Genomic DNA, 21,628 nt, shown 5'->3' on the forward strand with positions numbered 1-21,628 from the left:
AGCGGAATTGACACTAGCGTCAATCTCCGTCACCGGCATGTGAAATCTAGCCGTGGAAATGGTCATAAATGTGTTGGGCCATGGCGCGCGAAATACCCTCAACGCCCTCAAGGTCGCGCACGTCGGCGTCCGCCACTGCCTTGGCTGAGCCGAAGTGGTGCAGCAGTGCCTTTTTGCGTTTGGGACCAATGCCCGATACTCCGTCGAGCGGCGACTTCTTAATATCGCCAGACCGTTTGCTGCGGTGGGTTCCGATGGCGAAGCGATGCGCTTCATCGCGCAGGCGCTGAAGGTAATAGAGAACCGGGTCTGTATGCGCGAGCATGAAGCTCTCGCGCCCGGGAATATGGAACTGTTCCCGGCCTGCGTTCCGGTCCGGCCCTTTGGAGATGGCAACGACGGTGACACCGGACACGCCCAAATCCTCGAGGATTTCCATCACGCTTGAAAGTTGGCCTTTGCCGCCGTCGATCAATAACACATCAGGCCAGTGGCCACGCTCACGGTCCGCGTCTTCCTTGAGGAGGCGTTTGAAGCGGCGTTCCAGCACTTCTTTCATCATGCCAAAGTCGTCGCCGGGCGCGACGTCCTCGGATTTGATATTGAACTTGCGGTAGGCGTTTTTCATGAAGCCTTCCGGTCCTGCCACGATCATCCCGCCGACGGCATTGGTGCCCTGAATATGGCTGTTGTCATAGACTTCGATGCGCTTGGGTGGCTCTGCCATGCCAAACTTCTCTGCCACACCGTCCAGAAGGCGTGCCTGGCTCGCGCTTTCCGCCAGTCGTCGCTCCAGCGCCTCTTTGGCGTTACGCTCTGCCTCACGCACAACATCGGCCTTCTTGCCTCGTTCGGGTACCGTCAGGCTCACCTTGCGGCCCATGCGGTCTGAAAGGGCGGTCATCAGCAATTCCTGCTCAGGCACGGCGTGGGACAGCAGCACCAGTTTGGGCGCAGGTTTGTTGTCGTAGAACTGGCCGATGAAAGCACCTAACACCTCGGGCAGGGTATCGGTCTTGTCGTGCTTGGGGAAATAGGCCCGGTGGCCCCAATTCTGCCCGGCACGGAAGAAGAAGACCTGAATACCCACCTGGCCGCCCACCTCAGCTGCGGCAATCACATCCGCTTCATCGACCATGGCGTTGACCATGGACTGATGGCTTTGGATGTGGGTTAGGGCGTTCAGTCGGTCGCGGAAAATGGCCGCGACTTCAAACTCAAGCGCGTCACTGGCTTCCTGCATCGCGGCGGCGAGTTTCTTTTGAATGCCGGAGGTGCGGCCTTCAAGGAAGGCGCGTGTCTCGCTTACCATGTCATTATACTCACCCTTTGAGACATGGCCGACACAGGGGCCGGAACAGCGCTTGATCTGATAAAGCAAGCAGGCCCGAGTGCGTGTTTCAAGCGTGCTATCGGTGCAGGAGCGAAGCTGGAAGATTTTCTGCAGCGTATTCAGGGTGCGGTTGACCGCGGACACGCTTGCGAACGGGCCATAATACTGGCCCTTGTGCTTGCGGGCACCGCGGTGCTTGGCAATCTGCGCCCATTCATGGTCTTCGCGCAGCATGATGTAAGGGAAGGATTTGTCGTCCTTCAGCAGCACGTTGAAGGGCGGTTTGAAGCGCTTGATCAGCGACGCTTCCAGCAGTAGTGCTTCGGCTTCGGTGCGGGTGGTGACAAAGACCATGGTCTCTGTCGCGGCAACCATGCGCTGCAAACGGTTGGGTAATCGTTTAGGTTGGGTATAGGCGACAATGCGCTTCTTGATGCTTTTCGCCTTGCCGACATAAAGCACATCACCATGACGGTCGAGCATCCTGTAAACCCCCGCAGCCGTTGGCGCGGTCTTTACATGGCTCTTGATGGTATCGATGCCTTTTTCGAGCGATCCCTCAGTCACGACGCCCTTCCTTGCGTGAATTCCACTCAACTTGTGCCGGATTGAGACACCAGAATCAATGTTCGACTTTTATGTTTTGATTCGCCAAAAAGATTTCCACGTTTCCTGTGGATAACCTTGTGGGAAAGTTTGGTGTTGTCATTGCAACATCGCTGTAACACTAGGTTTTTTACGGTTTGCTTATTTTTTGTGCACTATTGCTAAGTCGTTGATTTATATAAGGGTAGGGCCAGTCAAGGCGATATTTTTTTATTGTTGGACTTTGCCGTCTTGTGTTGAATTTGGGGCTATGGCAGCCATTGATTCGGTGTGTACAACTTCTCGGGCCTTTCCGCGCGAAAAGCCTCGGAAAAGCCGATTGTTACTAATTGGTTAAGCTTTGTTAAGCATGTTGGCGGCGTTCGATTTCAACACCGACACTTTGTGCGCCCTCAACCGCCTCGAGCTTCTCTACCTTCACCCGCGACGTTACCACGCGGGGGTCCTCCAGGGTCATCTGGGCGATTCTCTCTGCCAGCGTTTCAACAAGGTTGATGTGACCCTCGGCAAGGATTTTTTGGATGCCGATGACAATCTCGTTGTAGCATACTACTTTAACGAGTTGATCGTCATGATGCTCGCCATCTTCGAGTACCGACAGGTCCACACTCAGACGGATGCGCTGGCGGGTGTCCTTCTCGTGCTCCCATACACCGATCTGGGCGACTGTTTCATAGCCGCGCACGAAAACGTGCCGCACAGAGCGCGACGCATCAGCATAGGGCATATGCACGATGTTTGATTTCTGGGTCGCGTCGTCTTGCGCCATGGTCAGTCCTCCAGGATATCGGCGGTACGCCACGCAAGATGCTGGCCACCATCAAGCGCAATCATTTGCCCTGTGATCGATTGAGTCTCAAGTAGAAAACGCACTGCAGCGCAGATTTCTGTCAGGTTCGGGCCGTAGCCGAGCAGCACGGACGAAGCCTCACGCGCGAACATATCGTCACCCTGCATGTGGTTCGGCAGCGTAGGACCGGGCCCTATGGCATTTACGCGGATACGCGGTGCAAGGGCTTGTGCCGTTGTCCGCGTCAAGGTCATCAGGCCCGCCTTGGATGTCGTGTAGGACAGATATTGCGGATTGAGCTTCAGGACACGTTGGTCGATCATGTTTATGACGTTGCCCGACACACCATCAGCCAGCTGTGCCGCGAACTGCTGGGTCAATATCGCAGGCGCGAGCAGGTTCACACTCATGTGCGCGTGCCAGCTTTCCGGTGTGAAGGTATCGATCCGGTCATCCTCAAACAGCGACGCATTGTTTACAAGCGCTGCAAGCGGTGCACCAAGTGCTTCCGCTGCATTTTGGACCAGCGCAAGCGTTTCAGCAGCGTCAGAGAGGTCAGCCTTGACCGCCACGGCGCGGCCGTCAAAGGCTTCGATCTCCTCGACCACCATATCGGCGTCATCAGTGGAGCCATGGTAGTGCACGGCCACGTGCCAACCCTGGGCGGCAAGGTCCTGCGCGATGGCTCGCCCGATGCGCCGCGCGGCACCCGTTACGAGTACGGTGCGAGGTGCGCGCTTCACAGTGTCAGCCCCATTACAGCGGCGCTTTCTGTAGAGTGCGCGAGATATACGAGGTAACCGATATAAAGTGCGACCATCATGATGCCGCCCAAGCGCCCGACCTGTTTGCGAATTTTAACAAACGGGATGAGGAGGAGACTGGAGCCGAGCATGACCCAAAGGTCAACTTCAAGGAATGTCTCCGGTACCGGGATGGTACCAAAAAGTGGGGCCACACCCATAATGGCTAGAATGTTGAATATATTTGAGCCGATTACGTTGCCAATCGCCACATCGGAGTGGCCGCGAATAGCTGCCATCACACAGGTTACAAGCTCTGGCAGGCTTGTGCCGAGGGCGACGAGCGTGAGGCCGATGACGGCTTCCGGAATACCAAATTCCGTTGCGATCTGCACAGAGCCAATGACCAGCAGGTCGGCACCAATGGCAAGACCCGCGAGGCCACCAAAAAGGCAAAGCAATGCGACACCGTATCCGTCCGGCTTGCGGTCCAGTTCTTCCATCTCCGCCATTTGTGCGGCTGCTTCAACTGGGCAGGCCTTGCGCGCCATGACCGAGTAGCCAAGGAAAAGGGCGAGGCCCACGAGAAGGATGGCACCTTCCATATAAGCAAACTTGCCGTCCATCGACAGGGCGATAAAAAGTGCTGTTGCAATCAGCATCATGGCGAGGTTGCGCCCAACCTTGGGGGCGCAGCAGGCCACGGGGGCCAAGAGGGCAGGTACCCCCACCACCAGAAGCGCGTTCGCGATGTTGGAGCCGACCACGTTGCCGATGGCCAAGGTTGGCGCGCCCTGAAGCACGGCATCAACACCGACAAGCATTTCAGGGGCTGAGGTGCCGAAGGCAACAATCGTAAGGCCGATAACGAGCTTGGATATCCCGGCGCGCATCGCAAGGGATACAGATCCGCGGACCAGAAAGTCGCCAGCAACAACCAAGAGTACTATACCGGCGACAACTTGAAGGTATGCCATATGGTGATCTTATCCTTGTTACACACGGCCTAAAACTCGCCGCTTAGCGCATATATAGGTACTCGGGCCCTGAAAAGCAAAGTCAGTAGCCGCGCGTCAAATCCAGAACGTTTTCCGCTGTCTCGTCGCGTTCCAATTTTTCTATATTACGCAGCACATATTCTGCGGCGGTATCTGGACGCGTTATCGCTGCGATATGGGGAGTGATCAGCACATTGTCTAGTCCCCAAAGTGCATGATCTTTCGGAAGCGGTTCTTCCGGGAAGACATCAAGAGTTGCGCCGCGCAGGTAGCCACTATTCAGAAGCGCCATGAGGTCATCGAGCACAATAAGGCTGCCACGCCCGGCGTTGATGACGCTGGCGCCTTCTGGCAGAAGCGAGAGACGGTCAAAATCTAGGAGGCCTGCAGTCTCTTTTGTGCTGGGTAGCAGCCCGACAAGAATATCTGTGCGCGCAAGGAACTCATTCAGGTTTTCTGCGCCGTGATAAAGCGTGATGCCCTCTTCGGCGGGCTTCTGAGTGCGGGACCATGCAGCAAGGTCGTAACCGAATGGTTTCAGAGCAGCGGCAGAAACCTGCCCGAGAGCGCCATAACCGAGGATGCCAACCCGAACGTCTTTTGCGGCACTGGCAAAGTAGCGGCCCCAGTCGCGGTTGCGCTGTTTGGCCATAAGCTGCGGCATACCGCGGTGGTGCATCAACACGCTCATGGCGACAAACTCCGCCATGCCTTCCTTCAAGCCGTCGTCGCCCATGCGGATGATGGGCACATTCTTGGGTAGGTCCGGGTCGCGGGTCAGGTGGTCGATGCCCGCGCCGAGCGAGAAGATGGCTTTGATGTTGGTATAGCGTGCCAGAAGGCCGGGTTCGGGCTCCCAGACAAAGGCGTAGGCAGGGCCATCATCAGGGCTGCCCCAATCGGGAAAACTGCGGAATTCCACTGATGGGTCCACACGCTTGATCGCCTCGCGCCAGATATCATGGCTGTAGTCTTGCAGGTAGAACAGGATGCGTGTCATGGGGTCCCTCTCGTCTTGTCGAATTCCTGTGGCGAGAAGATAGGGCGATTTAGCGAAATGTCTGCTTGAAAAGAGTGGAAGAATCAATTATCTGTGCGCCCGAACGAAAGGCGATACATACGTGTGTCGGTTTTCCTTGCAATTGAAAGGGGCTCCCCTTATGGTGCGCGCCTCGAATCAAGGGGTTCGCGTGTTTGCGAGCCCTTAAGTGTTGCCCGGTGGCGCCTCTGGCGGACCCCGGCGAGCGAAAAGGTTAGAAAAATGGCAGTACCTAAGAGAAAAGTAACTGGCTCTCGCCGTGGTATGCGTCGTTCGCACGATGCCCTGAAAGCCGTAAACTATCAGGAAGACTCGCACACTGGCGAGTACAAGCTGCGTCACCACATCGACCTGAAGACAGGTATGTATCGTGGTAAGCAGGTTCTGGAGCCCAAAGGCGACTACTAAGCCTTACGCTTCCGGAAACGGAATTCCAGAAAAAGCCGGTCCAATATGGGCCGGCTTTTTCTTTGCTTTTGATGCGCGCATCAGATTTGCCTTCCCGTTGCCATCTTGTTGAGTATGCTGAAAACCTCGGACTACAAACTTGGGGACAACACGATGCCTATCAGCAAGTTCAAGGCCCAGATTACGGCCGCGGGCGCTGCCCTTCTTCTCACCGCCTGCATGACCACCAACGAAGTGACCGGACGGTCGCAGTTCATCACCATTCCGCCCAGCCAGGACGCAGCCCTCGGCCTTGAGGCCATGAATGAAGTGAAGAAGACCGCAGATGTGGAAACGAATACAGCCGACGCGAAGCGTGTCCAGCGTATTGGCCGGCGAATCGCGGCGATTTCCGATAATCCGGGCATGCCATGGGAGTTTGTGGTCATCGACGAAGATGTGCTCAACGCCTGGGCGCTGCCGGGCGGCAAGATCGCGGTCTACAAAAAAATGGTCGATAGCTTTACCTCCGATGAGGAACTGGCTGCGGTTATCGGGCACGAGATCGCACACGCCATCCTGCGTCACGGCGCGGAGAAGATGAGCCGGGTACAGGCACAGAATATGGCAATCGCTGGTGTTGGCGTTGCAGTGGGCGCCACAACCGAGGATCAGCAAATGTCCCAAATAGCTGTAACCCTTGGTGCGCTTGCCGCTCAGGGCTTTGTACAGCTTCCCCATAGTCGGGCGATGGAGCTTGAGGCAGATGATGTCGGTACGCGCTATATGGCGCGCGCTGGCTATGATCCGCGGGCAGCTGTCAGGCTCTGGAAAAAGATGAAAGCCATGAAAGACGGCGGTGGTGGGCAACCGGCTTGGCTGTCTACGCACCCGACTGATGATCAGCGCATCAAGCGGTTGTCTGACAAGATGGATAGCTACCTATCCGAGTATAATCCTCGTTAAAATTTTAGATAAAAGCGCTCGGTCATTTGCGCACCCTGCTTTTTTGAGGCAGACCCGAGTCATGGGGTAACCTTTTGGGGCGTCACACTTTTATGTGACAGGGGTGCAAAATGACCGAGAGTGATATCCAGGAACTTGCCAGAAACTATCTGGCATATTTCCTCAATGACGGGGCCATTGAGGCAAGCGAATTCAGAGCTGTTGAAACCATGTGGCGACTATGCCGCGAGGATGCCAAGATCGCCTTTCGGGTGATCTGGGTCATCGTCAATATGGTGGAAGCGGACAACAACAAGGCGCTGTCCTTCCTTGGCACCGGCCCGCTTGAGGACCTGATCAACTTCCACGGCAATGATGTGCTGGGGCTTTTGATTGAGGCAGCGCGAGAAAACCGGAACTTCTGCGTGGCGCTGTCGTGCGTTTGGAAGGGGGCACTCCACGAACATAGTTGGAGCCGCCTTGCGGGCGAATTGCCCGGCATTCGGGCCCATCATGGCGCTATTTTGGCTCAGGCAGAAAAGTCGAGGCCGATGTCAACCGCCGCGGCGGACTGAGTGAGCCGCCCGACCGAGATATAGTCGACGCCTGTTTCCGCGATCGCGCGGATTGTATCCAGGTTCACGCCGCCTGAGGCTTCGCACGGCACACGGCCGTCCACGATTTTAAGGGCTTCTCTGAGCATGGATGGCGGCATGTTATCCAGAAGCAGGCTGTTCGCGCCCGCGTCCACCGCTTCGCGCACCTGCTCAAGCGTGTCGCATTCAACCTGAATATCGTTGCGTCCAGCGCCTTTGGCACCAGCGATTGCCACTTGCACTGAACCCGCCACAGCAATGTGGTTGTCCTTGATCATGACAGCATCAAAAAGACCCATACGGTGGTTCTTTGCGCCGCCCATGGCTGTCGCATATTTGCCGAGCTTCCTGAGGCCGGGGATGGTCTTGCGCGTATCCAGCAAGCGCGCATTTGTGCCGTCAAGCTTATCGACATAGCGCCGGGTGAGCGTAGCGATGCCGGAGAGATGCTGCACGATGTTGAGCGCCGTACGCTCGGCAGACAGCAGCGCACGTGCCTTGCCTTCGATCACGGCAAGTGTGGCACCCGGTTGAACCTTGTCCCCGTCTTGTGCGCGGTAGGTAACCACGCAGTCAGAATCAAGCCGGTGAAAGATGGGGGCTAAAAGCGGTAAGCCCGCGACGACCATCTCTTCCCGCGCGTTCATCGTGGCGGTCAGCCGCGCTTCAGCCGGTATTACGGTCGCGCAGGTCACGTCGCCAGTGGCGATGTCCTCGGCAAAGGCGACGTCGATGAAGGCTTCGATTTCAGCGTCGTTGAGCGGAAAGACTGTCATGGCGGATTCCCCTGTGCGGTTAAGCGCCAATCGCGGACACGTCCTTGGCGGCACCTAATGTAGGGCTCATTGCAAGCATCTTGCGGAGCGGCTTTTCAGCGGCAACGCGCGTTTCCTCATCCAGCTCAATTTCCGGGCCTTCATCACGCAGGCAAAGGTAAAGCTTCTCCATCGTGTTGAGTGCCATGAACGGGCAGGTGTTGCAGCTGCAATTGCCGTCAGCGCCCGGTGCACCGATGAAGGTTTTGTGCGGCGCGGCTTTCTCCATTTGGTGGATGATGCCGGGCTCGGTCGCTACAATGATGGTATCCGCGTCGGTTTCGGTCGCGAACTTGAGGATGGAGCTGGTGGAGCCAACATGGTCCGCGTGCTGGACGATATTGTCCGGGCACTCTGGGTGGGCAGCGACGGGCGCGCCCGGGTGTTTGGCTTTCAGTTTAACCAGTTCTTTTTCGCTGAACAGTTCGTGCACGATGCAGGTGCCCTGCCACAGCAGCATGTCCCGGCCCAGCTTACGCGACAGGAAACCACCAAGGTGACGGTCCGGCGCGAAAATAATCTTCTGATCCTCGGGGATTTGGCGCACAATATGCTCGGCGTTCGAACTTGTGACAATGATGTCCGTATGCGCTTTAACAGCGGCAGAGCAGTTGATGTAGCTTAGCACCATATGATCGGGGTGCGCTTTTACAAACTTCTCAAACTCGTCCGGCGGACAGCTGTCCTCCAGGCTACAGCCAGCTTTGAGGTCAGGTAGCACAACCTTTTTCTTCGGGCTGAGGATTTTTGCCACTTCCGCCATGAAGCGCACGCCGCAGAATACGATCATGTCTGCATCGGTCTCGGCAGCCTTGCGGGAAAGGTCGAGGCTGTCGCCCACGAAGTCCGCGATGTCCTGGATTTCACCCGCCTGATAATAGTGGGCCAGAATGACCGCATTCTTTTCTTCGCGCAGGCGGTTGATTTCCGCCACGAGGTCAAGGGTAGGGTCAACATGTGGGTTATTGATCAGGTTCATCGTCTACTTCTTTTTGTTAGCCCCAACTGGCGCTGCCAGTCGTGTCTCTGCCAAAATCTGCCGCATTGATACCGGGCCAACCCTGTCTTGGCAATCAAGGATTTATTGGCTCTTCTGTTAGCCCCAGTTCACCGGTGGGCGGCATGCTTCATATCGCGGTGCATGCTGGTGGTTTCAAGGTTTGGCGCGCGATATGGCTTACGGGCGCAACGAATTCGCTACGCAATCCATGCTTACCTTTTGATGCCTACTTACATTTTGTAAGTACCAATCTTACATCTGGTGAGCGAGGGCTGACAATCTTGAAAGCAAAGAGAATATCGCGTGACAAGACAACCCACATTTTACATCACCCACGGCGGTGGCCCGTGTTTCTGGGCTGACCTGCCGCAACCGCTGGGACCTGGTGCCTATGACGGCCTGAAGGTCTATTTTGAAGGCCTGTTGGCGTCGTTGCCAGAGCGCCCGAAAGCGGTGCTCATTGTGTCGGCACACTGGGAGAGCGACAGGCCGACGGTGACCGGTGCTGCGCGCCCAGGCATGCTCTATGACTATTATGGTTTTCCGGACCACACCTACAAACTCCGGTACCCGGCGCCCGGCCATCCGGTGCTGGCAGGACAGATCATTGCCAAGCTCGAGGCAGCAGGTGTTCCTGCGGCACGCGATGACATGCGCGGCTTTGATCACGCTGTGTTTGTACCGATGATGATTATTGACCATGAGGCGCAGTTGCCTGTGGTTACCTTGTCGTTACAGCGACAGCTTGACCCGGCATTGCATCTGCAAATCGGGAAAGCTCTGGCTGCCCTTCGTGAGCAAGGTGTGCTGATCATAGGAAGCGGCAGCAGTTTCCATGACCTTCGTGCCATTTTCAGGCCTGGTGTCGGTGCATCTCTTGATTTCGATGGCTGGCTGCAAGAGGTACTCACCAAGCATACGCCAGAGGAGCGTTGGCAAGACTTGCTGGCCTGGGAAAACGCACCAGGCGCAAGGGCAGCGCATCCGCGCGAAGAGCATTTGTTGCCGTTGATGGTTGCCGTGGGTGCGGCGCATGCCGAGAAAGGCAAGCTGGATTTTTCCGAAATGATCGGGGGCAAGGCATATTCCTGCTACCGTTTCGGTGGGTAACGGTTAGGGCAAGCTGTACGTCGCGTGCAGGGTTGCGTCGCCCTCACACGTTACACGGCCGTCTTCGACCAATGATATAAGGTGCGCAAGGACTGAGCGAGCGGCGGCCGGGTGCAAGGCCTTGTTGACCTCCCGGTACATGCGCTCGACCATGTCTGCTATGGTCATGGGACCTTCCTGCAGCAGGTTCACGATCTGTCCCTCGCGCATGCGGCGGTGGGTGATAACGGCACGCACAAACTTGTCCGGATTGTCGACCGAAGGCCCGTGCGTTGGGTATAGCTTGTCCACGCCCAGGTCCACCACCTTGCGCAGACTATCCAGATATTGCTGCATGTCACCGTCCGGCGGCGCGATCACTGTCGTGGCCCAACCCATAATATGGTCGCCCACGAACAGCACATTCTCCTCCTTCAGATGGAAACACAGGTGGTTGGCGGTGTGGCCGGGCGTATGGTGCGCTACCATGGTCCATTCACCGCCATCAATGATCTCACCGTCCTCAAGCAGCACGTCGGGCTTGAATGACCAATCTGCTCCAGCCTCAACATCCTCGCCTGCGAGGCCACCTTTCCGGCCCGCGCCGTGTGCGCCAAACGCATAGATTTTAGCGCCCGTCCTTTCGGCCAGCCATGCGCTCAAGGGCGAGTGGTCGATATGGCTATGGGTGACAAGAATGTGGGTGATGGGGCGCTCGCCCGCGGCTGCCAAAATTGCTTCACCGTGTTCGGGCATGTCCGGCCCGGGGTCGATAATAGCCAGAGAATGCTCTCCGACGAGATAGGTGCCGGTGCCCGTATAGGTGAAAGGGCTTGGATTCTTGCAAAGAACGCGGGTTACAAGTGGGCTCAGTTTCTCCGGTTCACCGTAGAGAGCGGAAAAATCCTGAATGAATTCTGGGCCCATGAACAATCTCCCACTTGAGCAAGAGCCCAAGGGGTAAACCGAAATGCTGGCGGAGGGAAGGGAAATGGGTCGAAGCCGACTGCACCAGCGGATTGAGGTGGGGCATTGAGGTGCAGTCGGACTTCGATTTCGTCAGGTCACGGTCAGTGGCAGCTGGATGTGACCCTGAAAATTCCTGATCCCGGTTTCTGGTGGCAGCCGGAGCACCGGGTTCGCGCATGTAATCGCAACCCCCGTGCCAGTTTTTTTGTTAATATAAATCAATGACTTATTATTTAGCTAAAATTGGCTGTATCAAACGGGTACGAGAATGTCTCATTTTGGTGCAGTTTGAGGTGTTTTATTTTGATACATATGGCTCGAAGCCATAAGCGGCCCAGATTGGGGCAGCCGCCGGGGACGAGAGGAAGGCGAAAAAACTGTCTGCGGCACCGCTTGCCAGTTTTGTTCTGCCGGCGGCATAGAGGATCGGTGGTGTAGCGTCTGATGGCACCACCCCGACAATATTCACTTTAGTACTGCGTTTGGCGTCGGTGGCGTAGACAAAGGCGGGCAAGCCGCCCCGTTCAGCGAGGGTGAGCGTCTGCCGTACGTTTGAGCCCATCGCAATCCTGCCAGAAAGTGTGTCCCACAGGCCGATAGCCTCCAGATAGCTCTTTGCATATGCGCCAGCAGGTGCCACGGATGGGTCAGCGATGGCCAGTTTTTTATCGCCGATAAGCTCAGATATTCGTTCCGCTGTCAGGGCGGTGGTAGACGTATGGCCTGCGCCGGGCACCACAAGCACAAGGCGGTTTTGCACTACGGTGACAGGCGACCCGGTGAGCAGGTCTTTATCCGCGAGATACTTCACCCAGTCCGGGTTGGCAGACAGCACAATATGGGCGGGTGCACCTGCTGCCACCTGCCGCGCCATGGTAGCGCTGGGGCCAAATGAGAAGCGCGGGGCGTGGGCCGGGCCGGATTTGATCCATTCCTCAGCAAGGACAGGCAGCACGTCCGTCAGGCTGGCCGCGGCAAATATAGTCACTGTTCCCTCTCGCTCCGTGGCTTGCGCCAAGTTGCTAGTGAGTACGAGAGACAGGAATACGAGAAGGGTAGAGAGGCGGCGGCACATGGGCGGGTCCTTTTTTCTTCCCCATGGTTTTACGGGGCATCGCTACATGCCGCAAGTTGCCTCACCAGCAAGTGATATATGAATTTTCCGTTGTGCCTTCCCTTGTGCCTGCTCTAGGCTCACGTTAGATCAGCGGGGGAGAAATGCTGGTGGAGAGTGAAAAGCCGCGCGTCATGGGCTTCTGGCGCACCTGGGGCTTGGCCATCGGCATGATGGTTGGTTCTGGTGTTTTTATGCTGCCGACCGTTCTGGCACCCTATGGTAAGTTAGGCCTCATGAGCTGGGTCGTGACTGGCACTGGCACCATCGCCATGGCGCTCGCGCTTGCATTCATGGCGCGGCGCGTACCGAAGGAGGGTGGGCCATACGCTTATTCCCGCGCCGGGTTTGGCGGTTTTGCCGGTTTCCTTATGGCCTGGGGCTACTGGATATCATTGTGGACGGCTGTTGCAGCGGTGACCGTTGCCAGCCTTGGTTATATTTCCGTCTTCCTGCCCATACTCCGCACCTCCAACACACTAGCAATAGGTACCGGGCTCCTGATTATTTGGTCGCTCGTATACCTCAATTGCCGGAGCATCAAGGACAGCAGTGTCTTCCAGCTTGTGACGAGCCTTGCGAAACTGTTGCCGCTCCTGTTCCTTGCGACCGTCGGCCTCTTTGGTATCGAGAGCGCGAATTTCGATACCATGCTCACCCCGAGCGAGCCGCCGCTCAGTGCGCTTGCGGCTGCCAGCGTGCTGGCCATGTGGGCCTTTATCGGCTTTGAAGTTGCGACAATTCCGGCGGGCGACATAAAAGACCCCGCCAAAACAATTCCGCGTGCCACCATTGCTGCGGTCATGGTCGTCGTGGTGCTATACCTCGCGGTCTCGGTTGCGGTGTTTGGTCTTGTGCCCGCGCAAGACCTCGTCAATTCAACCGCGCCGCTTGCGGATGCGGCCACCCGCCTCGTTGGCCCGATTGGGGCGCTGGTGATTGCTGCTGTCGCTATTATTGCGACGGTGAGCGGCGTGAACGCGAACCTGCTGGTGGCAGGGCACATGCCCATGGCAGCTGCGCTCGATGGTCTGTTCCCACGCCGTTTCGCGCGGCTGACCAAAAGCGGTACGCCCGCATTTGGCTTTGTCGTGGGTGGTATGCTGGCGTCATTTGTGCTGGTATTCAATTATGTTGACGGCCTCGTGGCTGCGTTTGAATTCCTGATATTGATTTCGACCCTTTCGGCATTGATCCCGATCACCTTTTCGACCGCGGCGGCATGGCTGTTTTCTGTCCGGACACCCAGTCCATCCAAATTCAGGCGGGTACGTGATACAATCGCCTCAATCATCGGTTTTCTTTACACCATCTGGGCCATCGCAGGCTCCGGGCGCGATGCAGTGTATTGGGGCTTTTTGCTGCTGCTTGCGGGTGTGCCCGTCTATGTCTGGATGCAGGTTCAGGCTGAAAGGAAGGAAAACTCATGAAACTCGCTGGCTTCAATGAATATGGTGCCATCAAGGTAGTGGCTGTGCGAACGCCACAGGCGGCTTATCAGTCAGATGCGAAGATAAAGGACGAGTGGCAAACCCTCCGCTTCCACGAGGCGCCAAAGCTGGCCCCAGCGATCGTCGAACATGAGACGTTCCTGGGGATGCTGAAAGCTGGCGGTGCGGAAGTGCTTTCGCTCCCAGGTGATGATAGCCTGACACTTGACAGTATCTATGCCCGTGATGCGCTGCTTGTAAGCCCCAAAGGTCTGATTCTGTGTAACATGGGCCGCGCCAGCCGCAATAATGAGCCGCAAATCAACGCCCATTTCCTGAATAAACACGGATTCCCGCTCCTCGGTCGTATTGAGAAACCCGGCACCATCGAAGGCGGAGACCTTATTTGGTTGGACGCGACCAAACTGGCGGTGGGGCAGGGGCCGCGCACCAATGCGGAAGGTATTCGGCAGCTGCAGGAGCTCCTTGGTGATGAAGTTGAGGTGCATGTGGTGTCGCTACCTGCGCCGGACCATCCTGACGATGTCTTCCACTTGATGTCGATGATCAGCCCGCTCGACCGCGATTTGGCGCTGATATACCGCCCGCTGATGCCGGACAGTTTCCTGAACTGGCTCACGGGCCTTGGCATCAGTTTTGTCGAGGTACCGGAGGAAGAGTTTATTCCGATGGGCTGCAATGTGCTGGCGGTTGGGCCGCGTGACACATTGATGCTTGACCGGCTGCCGCTCACAAAAGCGCGACTTGAAGCGGCGGGCTGCCGGGTGCAGACTTATGTGGGTGACGAAATCAGCCGCAAGGGCGAAGGCGGGCCAACCTGCCTGACGCGGCCCCTTGTCAGGGAGTGAATGAGCATGGATGACCGGGTTTTACCAACAGGCGCATATGAAAGCCTGCCATCATGGACCTATAGCGACATGGATTTTTTCCGTGCCGAAATGGACGCGGTCATTCGCCCAAACTGGCAACTGGTGTGCCATCTCAATGATATTCCCAAGGCCGGTGATTTTGCGACGCTCGATATCCTCAATGAACGCATTGTCGCCGTGCGCGGCAAGGACGGCAGTGTGCGGGCGTTTCATAACGTGTGCAGGCACCGTGGTTCGCGCTTGCTTGAAGGTAATCAGGGCAGTTGTCCGGGGCGCATCCGTTGCCCTTACCACGCCTGGACCTGGGACCTTGAGGGTGCCTTGATCAACGTACCCTATGAGCGTGACTTTGAAGCCTTTGACCGTGCTGAACACCCGCTTGCACCGGTCAGAACCGAGGTTTTTCTTGGTTTTGTTTGGGTGAAGATGGACGGCAGCAAGGATGGCCCGAGTGTGGCTGACCAGTTCGCGCCCTATATCGATGAAATATTGCCTTACCGCATGGAAGATATGACGCCGCTTGGCCGCATCACCCTGCGGCCGCGCACGGTGAACTGGAAACAGATTGCGGACAACTATGTTGATGCGCTGCACATCCCGGTGGCGCACCCCGGTCTTTCGGGCCTTGTGGGCAACAGTTACGGCATGGAAGTGAAGGGCGATATCCACAAAATGTGGGGTGACGTGATGGAGACTCGCAAGGACAGTTGGTCCACCCGTGCCTATAAGAAGCTTCTGCCGCGGGTCGAGCATTTGCCGGATGATAAGCAGAAACACTGGGTTTATTACCGCCTGTGGCCCAACCTTGCGTTTGATATTTATCCCGATCAGATCGATTTCATGCAGTTCATTCCCGTATCCCCGAATGAGACTCTGATCCGCGAAATTGCTTACGTGCTACCTGACGACCGGCGCGAAATGAAAGCTGCGCGGTACCTCAACTGGCGCATCAACCGAGAAGTGAATGCGGAAGACACGGCCATTATCAACAGGGTGCAGGACGGCATGGGATCATCCAGCTTCACGGCAGGCCCGCTTGCGAAAACAGAAGTCTGCCTGCTTGATAGCGCGCGGCGCATTCGCGAGGCTGTGCCAAGCGCTTGTTACCGGCAGAAGCCCGCAAACACTTGATGTCTGACGTGATCACCGACGCACGCGCGTGCACGTACTGTGCGGAAGTTCTGCCGCATGCACCGCGGCCGGTTTTTCAGATATCACCATCAGCGCGTATTTTAATCGCTGGCCAAGCGCCGGGCCGCAAGGCGCATGAAACCGGCATCCCTTTTGATGATGCGAGCGGGGACCGTTTGCGGGCATGGATGGGCGTGGACCGCACGACATTCTATGACGCCACAAAGGTTGCGATCCTGCCCATGGGCTTTTGTTACCCTGGCACCGGAAAGTCCGGCGACCTGCCACCAAGGCCCGAATGTGCGCCCAAGTGGCGACAAGCTTTGATGGCCATGCTGACGGATGTCAGCCTCACGCTTGTCATTGGCACCTACGCGCGGGATTGGCATATGCCATACCTCAAAGGCAAAACCCTGACCGAAGCTGTGCGCGACCCTGAAAATGGCGCGGGTGGCAGGTTCCTGCTGCCGCACCCCAGTCCACGCAACAATATCTGGCTCAAGAAGAACCCGTGGTTTGAAGCAGAAGTTTTGCTGCGCTTGCGGGCAGTCGTCGCGCAGGCCATCTAGTTCAGAAACAGAAAAAGCCGCCCTACATGAGGGCGGCTTTTAAATGGTCGGGGAAAGAGGATTCGAACCTCCGGCCCCTGCGTCCCGAACACAGTGCTCTACCAGGCTGAGCTATTCCCCGACAGGAATAAAGTGGGACGGGCCAATTGGTGCGCGACTATATAGGCGAAGCTTTTCGCCCATGCAAGGGTATTTTAGTAGGCGCGCTCGATGCAGAAGTCGACAATATCGCGGAGCGCTGTTTTAGCCGGGCTATCCTTGAAAATCCCAAGGGCATCCTTGGCCATTGCGCCATAATGCCGCGCCCGTTCGATGGTGCCGCCCAGCGTGTCGTGTTTCGTCATGACACGGATGGCTTCCTCGAGGTCGCCTTCTTCTTGGCGCCTGCGTTCCACGGTGCGTTTCCAGAAGGCTTTTTCTTCGTCTGTGCCGCGGCGGTAAGCGAGGATAACCGGCAGCGTGACTTTGCCTTCGCGGAAGTCATCACCAATTTCCTTACCAAGCGTTACCTGCTTGGCGGAATAGTCGAGCGCGTCATCAACAAGCTGGAAGGCGATGCCGAGGTATTTGCCATATGCATCAAGCGCTTCTTCAACTTCGCGGCCTTGCTCGGACACGACACCCGCAACTTCACAGGCGGCAGCAAACAGCACCGCTGTTTTTGCGCTAATGACTTCCAGGTATTTGTCTTCCGACGTGGAGAGGTCATTGGCGGTGGTCAGCTGCAGCACTTCGCCTTCGGTAATAACTGCCGAGGTGTTCGACAGGATCTTGAGCACACGTAGCGAATCGCTTTCTACCATCAGCTCAAAAGCGCGGCTGAAAAGGAAGTCACCGACGAGAACAGTGGGTTGATTGCCCCAGATCAGGTTCGCGGTCTTTTTGCCGCGGCGCATGTTGCTTTCGTCCACAACATCGTCATGGAGGAGGGTCGCGGTGTGAATGAATTCAACAGCTGTCGCGAGGCCGATGTGACGCTTGCCGTCATAGCCTAGCATCTGCGCGGAAGCGAGGGTCAGCATCGGGCGAAGGCGTTTGCCGCCAGAGGAAATCAGGTGGCCTGCAAGCTCAGGGATAAGGGCCACCGGGCTTTGCATGCGCTCGAGGATCAACTCGTTCACAAGGTTCATATCATCCGCGACCAGCGCCTGAAGCGTTTTGATCGGATTGTTCACGGTATCCGCGCTGCGGTGCCCGTGGATGGATACGACATTAGATGACATGGTGACCCCGTTGCTGTTCGTGCTATTTTTTGTGCGCGGACAATAGCCCCCAAACTTTTCGAAGGCAAGGCGAACACACGCCTGTGATGTTTGACCGCAGGCAAATTCGACGTACAATCGCGCTCTAAAAATGAATAAAAGGTAAATACGTACAAATGTGCGCATTGATGGCGGGTGCTTATGAATGACCAGACAGTCCTGAATGACGATCCCGACGGTGGAACGCTGGCATGCGCGGAAGCGGATGATAGCGTCAGCGTGGACGATTTTCTGGGTGGGGCCATCAAGCTCATTCAACCGCGTGACGGCTACCGGGTGTCGATGGATACGGTCATGCTTGCTGCCTGTGTGCCCGCGAAAGCCGGGGACCGTATAATAGAGGGCGGCGTGGGCTCGGCCGGTGCCGCACTTTGCCTCGCGCGCCGGGTGCCGGGGGCTTTGGTGCACGGCATCGATATTCAGGATGACATGCTTTCCTTCGCGCGCCGCAATATCGCCTACAACCAACTTGAGGATCAGGTGAGCGTGGAGAAGGGTTGCATCACAGACCTGTCCAGCCCTGAGGCAACCTATGACCATGTGATGGTGAACCCGCCGTATCTCGCGGACGGCAAGGGCATCAGGCCGCCCGTTGCCAATAAGGGCCTTGCCCATATGGACTCAAGCGCGGCCCTCAAAGACTGGGTGCGGTTCTGCATTCACAAGGTCAAGAACCGTGGCACGGTCTCCATTATCTACAGGGCCGACCGGGTGGATGAGGTCATCGCGCAGCTTTACCGCCGGGTGGGTGATATCCAGATCATGCCGCTATGGCCGCGCTTCGGTGCGCCAGCGAAACGCGTTATCATTCAGGGGCGTAAAGGAACCCACGGCACGGCGAGTATTCTGCCGGGCCTTGCGCTCCATGGTGACGTGGAAAGATATACCAAGGAAGCCAAGGCTATTTTGTGGGACGGCGCCGCGCTTGACCTTAAAGCCTTTGCGCGTGGGCGTTAAAGCCGTTAAGAACTGCGGAACACAATAAACCGGTGAACAGAGACGGATGATAGCGAAGACATTCCATAAGCTCAGATGCGCCATTTTTGGCGACCCGCCCCCCCTTGTTGCGGTGGTGCGGCTTTATGGAGTTATTGCGCCCGGCAAGCGGTTCCGCTCCGGCCTCAATCTGGCGTCGCTGGCGGGCCAGCTCGAGCGTGCATTCTCAATGCCGGGTCTCGCGGCTGTTGCGCTTCAGATCAATTCGCCGGGCGGTTCGCCAGTGCAGTCAGCGCTCATCACAAAGCGCATCCGTGATCTCGCGCGGGAAAAACATGTGCCGGTGCTGGCCTTCGCCGAAGATGTAGCGGCGTCAGGCGGTTATATGCTCGCGCTGGCGGGGGACGAGATTTACGCGAACGAGAGTTCGATCATTGGCAGTATCGGCGTGGTTTCAAGCGGGTTTGGCTTCACCGAAGCCATCAAAAAACTCGGCATTGAACGTCGCCTTTATACTGCCGGTGAAAGCAAAGCGATGCTTGATGCTTTTCAAGATGAAAAAGCAGAGGATGTAGAACGGCTTAAAGCCATTCAGGGCGACATTCACGAGCATTTCAAGTCCTTGGTGCGGGAGCGCCGGGGTAAGCGTCTGAAAGGGCTGCGGACGCATATTTTCTCCGGGGATGTTTTCACAGGCACCGATGCCGTCAAGCAGGGTCTCATTGACGATATTGGTGATATGCGAAGCGTACTTCGGGACCGGTTCGGCAAGAAGGTCAGGTTCCGGCTTGTGGGTGAGAAGAAGCCACGATTTGGTTCGCTGCTTGGTCTCAGGCGCGGTGGTTTTGACGAAGGCAGTGGGTTTGACGGCATGGCCGATCTGCCCGGCGGTCTTCTCTCCGCCATTGAAGAGCGCCTGTTCTGGAACCGGTTTGGTCTATAGTGTTTGACGGAGGAATTTGTGGCAGAACAGCCCAACCATGAGGCCCAACTGACAGCCTACCGCGAAAGCATCGACAACATCGATGCCGCGCTTGTTTTCATGCTCGCGGAACGCTTCAAAATAACCAAGGCAGTCGGTTTCTATAAAAGAGAACATGACCTGCCGCCCGCTGACCCTGGGCGGGAGAAGGCGCAGATTGAACGTCTGCGCTCGCTGGCAAAATCCGCGAACCTCGATCCGGAGTTCAGCGAGAAATTCCTGCAGTTTATTATCCGCGAGGTGATCCAGCACCATGAGCGGATCCGTGAAAAAGGTGAGATATGACAGTTGACGGCCCGGACCAGCTTGAAAAGCTGAAGGAAATTGGTGCGATTTGCCGCGACGTTCTGCGCGCAATGGGCGCTGCGGTCCGCCCCGGCATCACCCCGCGCGAGCTTGATGCCATGGGCGGCCAGATGCTTGAAGAGCGCGGAGCCAAGTCCGCGCCCATGCTGGCATATGATTTTCCGGGCTATACCTGCATTTCTGTCGGCAGCGCCATTGCGCACGGTATTCCGGGTGACATTCCGCTCAAGGAAGGTGAACTCGTGAACATCGATGTCTCGGCCGAGAAAGACGGATTTTTTGCCGATACGGGTGCCAGCTTCCCGGTAGGTGAAGTGGCGCCTGAACTGTTGCAGCTTCTCGAGGCAACCAAAGCGGCGCAGCGCAAGGCGATGTTTGCGGCCCGCGCGGGCCAGCCGCTGAACGTGGTGGGCAAGGCTGTCGAGAAGGAAGCGCGCAAATACGGCTACCGCATCATCGAGGGCCTGAACGGCCATGGTGTGGGCGGCTGGATTCATGAAGAGCCGACGGTATCGAACATCTACCACCCGAGCGACCGCCAGCGCCTCAAGGAAGGGCAGGTGATGACCATCGAGCCGTTCCTCGCCACCCGCAGCAGGTCATATGTGGAAGATAGCGACGGCTGGACGCTTCGCCTCGCGAACGGGGGCTTTGGTGCCCAGTTCGAACATACTTTCATTGTGACCAAAGGCGCGCCAATTGTTCTTACGGACTAGCAGGGATTCTCTTGCTTGACCGCATAGGGGCGAGTGGTTAGGTTGCACCGCAATATTTTTGAGTAGCAGATTCGTCTTTTTCAAGAGTTGGCCAACGATTATGTCGTCCCCGAATACCGGCGCGATGCCGTTCCAGAAAATCATTCTGACGCTCCAGAATTACTGGGCCGAACAGGGTTGTGTGATCCTGCAGCCGTATGACATGGAAATGGGCGCTGGCACATTCCATCCGGCAACGACACTTCGTGCACTTGGTCCCGACCACTGGAAAGCCGCTTATGTGCAGCCGTGCCGCCGTCCGACCGACGGCCGCTATGGTGAAAACCCGAACCGCCTTCAGCACTATTACCAGTTTCAGGTGATGCTGAAGCCGAGCCCGGCTGAGATGCAGGAGCTTTACCTCGGCAGCCTCAAGGCCATCGGGATTGACAGCAAGCTGCATGATATCCGCTTTGTGGAAGACGACTGGGAAAGTCCGACGCTTGGTGCATGGGGGCTTGGTTGGGAAGTCTGGTGTGACGGCATGGAGGTCAGCCAATATACCTATTTCCAACAGGTTGGCGGTTTTGATTGCCGCCCGGTCGCAGGTGAGCTGACCTACGGGCTTGAGCGCCTCGCCATGTTCGTGCAGGGCGTGGACAATGTTTATGATCTCGACTTCAACGGTGCGGGCGCCACGTACGGCGACGTTTACCTTGAGAATGAGCGTCAGCAGTCGGCCTACAACTTCGAAATTGCGAACACAGACAAGCTGTTTGAAGACTTCAAGAAAGCGCAGGACGAATGCGCGAAGCTTCTCGAAGCCGAGCTGCCACTACCTGCCTATGAGCAGTGCATCCGCGCGAGCCATACGTTCAACCTCCTCGACGCGCGTGGGGTTATTTCGGTGACGGAACGACAGGCTTATATCGGACGGGTTCGCGACCTTGCCAAAGGATGCTGCGCCGCCTGGATCAAGAAAAACGGATGGGAGGTATAAGTC

General features: G+C 56.9%; 23 protein-coding genes and 1 tRNA gene. 13 read left to right on the forward strand and 11 right to left on the reverse strand.

Annotated elements, in window-relative coordinates; translation table 11 throughout:
* Positions 1–46 precede the first annotated feature (46 nt).
* The 5 genes from uvrC to B150_RS0110610 form a co-directional block, all read right to left on the reverse strand.
* Positions 47–1,900, reverse strand: coding sequence for an excinuclease ABC subunit UvrC (uvrC, locus tag B150_RS0110590; RefSeq protein ID WP_020399899.1), 1,854 nt, complete (start codon positions 1,898–1,900; stop codon positions 47–49).
* 382 nt (positions 1,901–2,282) lie between these two features.
* Positions 2,283–2,708: a dihydroneopterin aldolase gene (gene folB / locus B150_RS0110595; protein ID WP_020399900.1), complete on the reverse strand. Its 426-nt coding sequence runs from the start codon at positions 2,706–2,708 to the stop codon at positions 2,283–2,285.
* 2 nt (positions 2,709–2,710) lie between these two features.
* Positions 2,711–3,472: an SDR family oxidoreductase gene (locus B150_RS0110600; RefSeq protein ID WP_020399901.1), complete on the reverse strand. Its 762-nt coding sequence runs from the start codon at positions 3,470–3,472 to the stop codon at positions 2,711–2,713.
* Positions 3,469–4,449 (reverse strand): calcium/sodium antiporter, encoded by a 981-nt coding sequence (locus tag B150_RS0110605; protein ID WP_020399902.1) that lies wholly within the window; start codon positions 4,447–4,449, stop codon positions 3,469–3,471. The genes B150_RS0110600 and B150_RS0110605 overlap by 4 nt, the downstream gene beginning before the upstream one ends.
* Positions 4,450–4,531: 82 nt before the next feature.
* The gene (locus B150_RS0110610; RefSeq protein WP_020399903.1) at positions 4,532–5,470 is read right to left on the reverse strand and encodes a 2-hydroxyacid dehydrogenase; all 939 of its coding nucleotides are present in this window, start codon (positions 5,468–5,470) and stop codon (positions 4,532–4,534) included.
* Between the two features lie 261 nt (positions 5,471–5,731).
* Here B150_RS0110610 and rpmF point away from each other — a divergent pair, with 261 nt between their 5' ends.
* The 3 genes from rpmF (at position 5,732) to B150_RS0110625 (ending at position 7,416) form a co-directional block, all read left to right on the forward strand.
* Positions 5,732–5,917, forward strand: a complete 186-nt coding sequence (gene rpmF, locus B150_RS0110615; RefSeq protein ID WP_025896608.1) for a 50S ribosomal protein L32 — start codon at positions 5,732–5,734, stop codon at positions 5,915–5,917.
* A 153-nt stretch (positions 5,918–6,070) separates the two neighbouring features.
* A complete protein-coding gene (locus tag B150_RS20640; RefSeq protein WP_162139690.1) occupies positions 6,071–6,862 on the forward strand; it encodes a M48 family metallopeptidase in 792 nt (263 codons plus the stop codon).
* Between the two features lie 110 nt (positions 6,863–6,972).
* Positions 6,973–7,416, forward strand: a complete 444-nt coding sequence (locus B150_RS0110625) for a DUF6869 domain-containing protein (RefSeq protein WP_020399906.1) — start codon at positions 6,973–6,975, stop codon at positions 7,414–7,416.
* On the opposite strand, the gene nadC is transcribed toward B150_RS0110625, so the two are convergent.
* On the reverse strand, positions 7,371–8,213 hold the full coding sequence (gene nadC, locus B150_RS0110630) for a carboxylating nicotinate-nucleotide diphosphorylase (protein WP_020399907.1): 843 nt from the start codon (positions 8,211–8,213) through the stop codon (positions 7,371–7,373). The genes B150_RS0110625 and nadC overlap by 46 nt on opposite strands.
* 19 nt (positions 8,214–8,232) lie before the next feature.
* Positions 8,233–9,231 carry a quinolinate synthase NadA gene (gene nadA, locus B150_RS0110635; RefSeq protein ID WP_020399908.1) on the reverse strand — a complete coding sequence of 333 codons (999 nt, stop codon included), beginning with the start codon at positions 9,229–9,231 and terminating at the stop codon, positions 8,233–8,235.
* Between the two features lie 324 nt (positions 9,232–9,555).
* Here nadA and B150_RS0110640 point away from each other — a divergent pair, with 324 nt between their 5' ends.
* Positions 9,556–10,362, forward strand: coding sequence for a DODA-type extradiol aromatic ring-opening family dioxygenase (locus B150_RS0110640; protein ID WP_020399909.1), 807 nt, complete (start codon positions 9,556–9,558; stop codon positions 10,360–10,362).
* 3 nt (positions 10,363–10,365) lie between these two features.
* Here B150_RS0110640 and B150_RS0110645 read toward each other — a convergent pair whose 3' ends face one another.
* Positions 10,366–11,268, reverse strand: coding sequence for an MBL fold metallo-hydrolase (locus B150_RS0110645; protein ID WP_020399910.1), 903 nt, complete (start codon positions 11,266–11,268; stop codon positions 10,366–10,368).
* 340 nt (positions 11,269–11,608) lie between these two features.
* Entirely contained in the window at positions 11,609–12,298 is a 690-nt protein-coding gene (modA, locus tag B150_RS20645) for a molybdate ABC transporter substrate-binding protein (RefSeq protein ID WP_020399911.1), read from the reverse strand.
* Positions 12,299–12,528: 230 nt separating this feature from the next.
* Between modA and B150_RS0110655 the strand changes: the two genes are divergently transcribed.
* The 4 genes from B150_RS0110655 to B150_RS0110670 are packed head-to-tail and all read left to right on the forward strand — an operon-like array spanning position 12,529 to position 16,444.
* Positions 12,529–13,854 carry an APC family permease gene (locus tag B150_RS0110655; protein ID WP_020399912.1) on the forward strand — a complete coding sequence of 442 codons (1,326 nt, stop codon included), beginning with the start codon at positions 12,529–12,531 and terminating at the stop codon, positions 13,852–13,854.
* The gene (locus B150_RS0110660; RefSeq protein ID WP_020399913.1) at positions 13,851–14,723 is read left to right on the forward strand and encodes a dimethylarginine dimethylaminohydrolase family protein; all 873 of its coding nucleotides are present in this window, start codon (positions 13,851–13,853) and stop codon (positions 14,721–14,723) included. The genes B150_RS0110655 and B150_RS0110660 overlap by 4 nt, the downstream gene beginning before the upstream one ends.
* The gene (locus B150_RS0110665) at positions 14,724–15,875 is read left to right on the forward strand and encodes an aromatic ring-hydroxylating oxygenase subunit alpha (RefSeq protein ID WP_020399914.1); all 1,152 of its coding nucleotides are present in this window, start codon (positions 14,724–14,726) and stop codon (positions 15,873–15,875) included. It begins immediately after the preceding gene.
* Entirely contained in the window at positions 15,875–16,444 is a 570-nt protein-coding gene (locus B150_RS0110670; protein WP_020399915.1) for a uracil-DNA glycosylase family protein, read from the forward strand. The genes B150_RS0110665 and B150_RS0110670 overlap by 1 nt, the downstream gene beginning before the upstream one ends.
* 44 nt (positions 16,445–16,488) lie before the next feature.
* Here B150_RS0110670 and B150_RS0110675 read toward each other — a convergent pair.
* Positions 16,489–16,565, reverse strand: a tRNA-Pro gene (locus B150_RS0110675).
* 73 nt (positions 16,566–16,638) lie between these two features.
* Entirely contained in the window at positions 16,639–17,667 is a 1,029-nt protein-coding gene (locus B150_RS0110680; RefSeq protein ID WP_020399916.1) for a polyprenyl synthetase family protein, read from the reverse strand.
* A gap of 180 nt (positions 17,668–17,847) precedes the next feature.
* Between B150_RS0110680 and B150_RS0110685 the strand changes: the two genes are divergently transcribed.
* From B150_RS0110685 to B150_RS0110705, 5 genes are all read left to right on the forward strand, one after another.
* Positions 17,848–18,663: a tRNA1(Val) (adenine(37)-N6)-methyltransferase gene (locus B150_RS0110685; protein WP_020399917.1), complete on the forward strand. Its 816-nt coding sequence runs from the start codon at positions 17,848–17,850 to the stop codon at positions 18,661–18,663.
* A gap of 46 nt (positions 18,664–18,709) precedes the next feature.
* Entirely contained in the window at positions 18,710–19,585 is an 876-nt protein-coding gene (locus B150_RS0110690) for a S49 family peptidase (protein ID WP_020399918.1), read from the forward strand.
* A gap of 18 nt (positions 19,586–19,603) precedes the next feature.
* The gene (locus tag B150_RS0110695; RefSeq protein WP_025896611.1) at positions 19,604–19,909 is read left to right on the forward strand and encodes a chorismate mutase; all 306 of its coding nucleotides are present in this window, start codon (positions 19,604–19,606) and stop codon (positions 19,907–19,909) included.
* Positions 19,906–20,646: a type I methionyl aminopeptidase gene (map, locus tag B150_RS0110700; RefSeq protein ID WP_020399920.1), complete on the forward strand. Its 741-nt coding sequence runs from the start codon at positions 19,906–19,908 to the stop codon at positions 20,644–20,646. Before B150_RS0110695 ends, map begins: the two co-directional genes overlap by 4 nt.
* Positions 20,647–20,746: 100 nt before the next feature.
* On the forward strand, positions 20,747–21,625 hold the full coding sequence (locus B150_RS0110705; RefSeq protein ID WP_020399921.1) for a glycine--tRNA ligase subunit alpha: 879 nt from the start codon (positions 20,747–20,749) through the stop codon (positions 21,623–21,625).
* Positions 21,626–21,628 lie beyond the last annotated feature (3 nt).

The sequence above is a fragment of the Kordiimonas gwangyangensis DSM 19435 = JCM 12864 genome (assembly GCF_000375545.1).
GTDB lineage: Bacteria > Pseudomonadota > Alphaproteobacteria > Sphingomonadales > Kordiimonadaceae > Kordiimonas > Kordiimonas gwangyangensis.

What these genes read in the sequence shown, in the direction of transcription:
- B150_RS0110680 (WP_020399916.1), bottom strand. Translation starts at nt 17,667, where the DNA reads ATGTCATCTAATGTCGTATCCATCCACGGGCACCGCAGCGCGGATACC.
- B150_RS0110665 (WP_020399914.1), top strand. Translation starts at nt 14,724, where the DNA reads ATGAGCATGGATGACCGGGTTTTACCAACAGGCGCATATGAAAGCCTG.
- B150_RS0110645 (WP_020399910.1), bottom strand. Translation starts at nt 11,268, where the DNA reads ATGGGCCCAGAATTCATTCAGGATTTTTCCGCTCTCTACGGTGAACCG.
- B150_RS0110660 (WP_020399913.1), top strand. Translation starts at nt 13,851, where the DNA reads ATGAAACTCGCTGGCTTCAATGAATATGGTGCCATCAAGGTAGTGGCT.
- B150_RS0110690 (WP_020399918.1), top strand. Translation starts at nt 18,710, where the DNA reads ATGATAGCGAAGACATTCCATAAGCTCAGATGCGCCATTTTTGGCGAC.
- nadC (WP_020399907.1), bottom strand. Translation starts at nt 8,213, where the DNA reads ATGACAGTCTTTCCGCTCAACGACGCTGAAATCGAAGCCTTCATCGAC.
- B150_RS0110670 (WP_020399915.1), top strand. Translation starts at nt 15,875, where the DNA reads ATGTCTGACGTGATCACCGACGCACGCGCGTGCACGTACTGTGCGGAA.
- map (WP_020399920.1), top strand. Translation starts at nt 19,906, where the DNA reads ATGACAGTTGACGGCCCGGACCAGCTTGAAAAGCTGAAGGAAATTGGT.
- B150_RS20640 (WP_162139690.1), top strand. Translation starts at nt 6,071, where the DNA reads ATGCCTATCAGCAAGTTCAAGGCCCAGATTACGGCCGCGGGCGCTGCC.
- rpmF (WP_025896608.1), top strand. Translation starts at nt 5,732, where the DNA reads ATGGCAGTACCTAAGAGAAAAGTAACTGGCTCTCGCCGTGGTATGCGT.
- B150_RS0110685 (WP_020399917.1), top strand. Translation starts at nt 17,848, where the DNA reads ATGAATGACCAGACAGTCCTGAATGACGATCCCGACGGTGGAACGCTG.
- B150_RS0110605 (WP_020399902.1), bottom strand. Translation starts at nt 4,449, where the DNA reads ATGGCATACCTTCAAGTTGTCGCCGGTATAGTACTCTTGGTTGTTGCT.
- B150_RS0110705 (WP_020399921.1), top strand. Translation starts at nt 20,747, where the DNA reads ATGTCGTCCCCGAATACCGGCGCGATGCCGTTCCAGAAAATCATTCTG.
- B150_RS0110610 (WP_020399903.1), bottom strand. Translation starts at nt 5,470, where the DNA reads ATGACACGCATCCTGTTCTACCTGCAAGACTACAGCCATGATATCTGG.
- folB (WP_020399900.1), bottom strand. Translation starts at nt 2,708, where the DNA reads ATGGCGCAAGACGACGCGACCCAGAAATCAAACATCGTGCATATGCCC.
- B150_RS0110625 (WP_020399906.1), top strand. Translation starts at nt 6,973, where the DNA reads ATGACCGAGAGTGATATCCAGGAACTTGCCAGAAACTATCTGGCATAT.
- B150_RS0110655 (WP_020399912.1), top strand. Translation starts at nt 12,529, where the DNA reads ATGCTGGTGGAGAGTGAAAAGCCGCGCGTCATGGGCTTCTGGCGCACC.
- nadA (WP_020399908.1), bottom strand. Translation starts at nt 9,231, where the DNA reads ATGAACCTGATCAATAACCCACATGTTGACCCTACCCTTGACCTCGTG.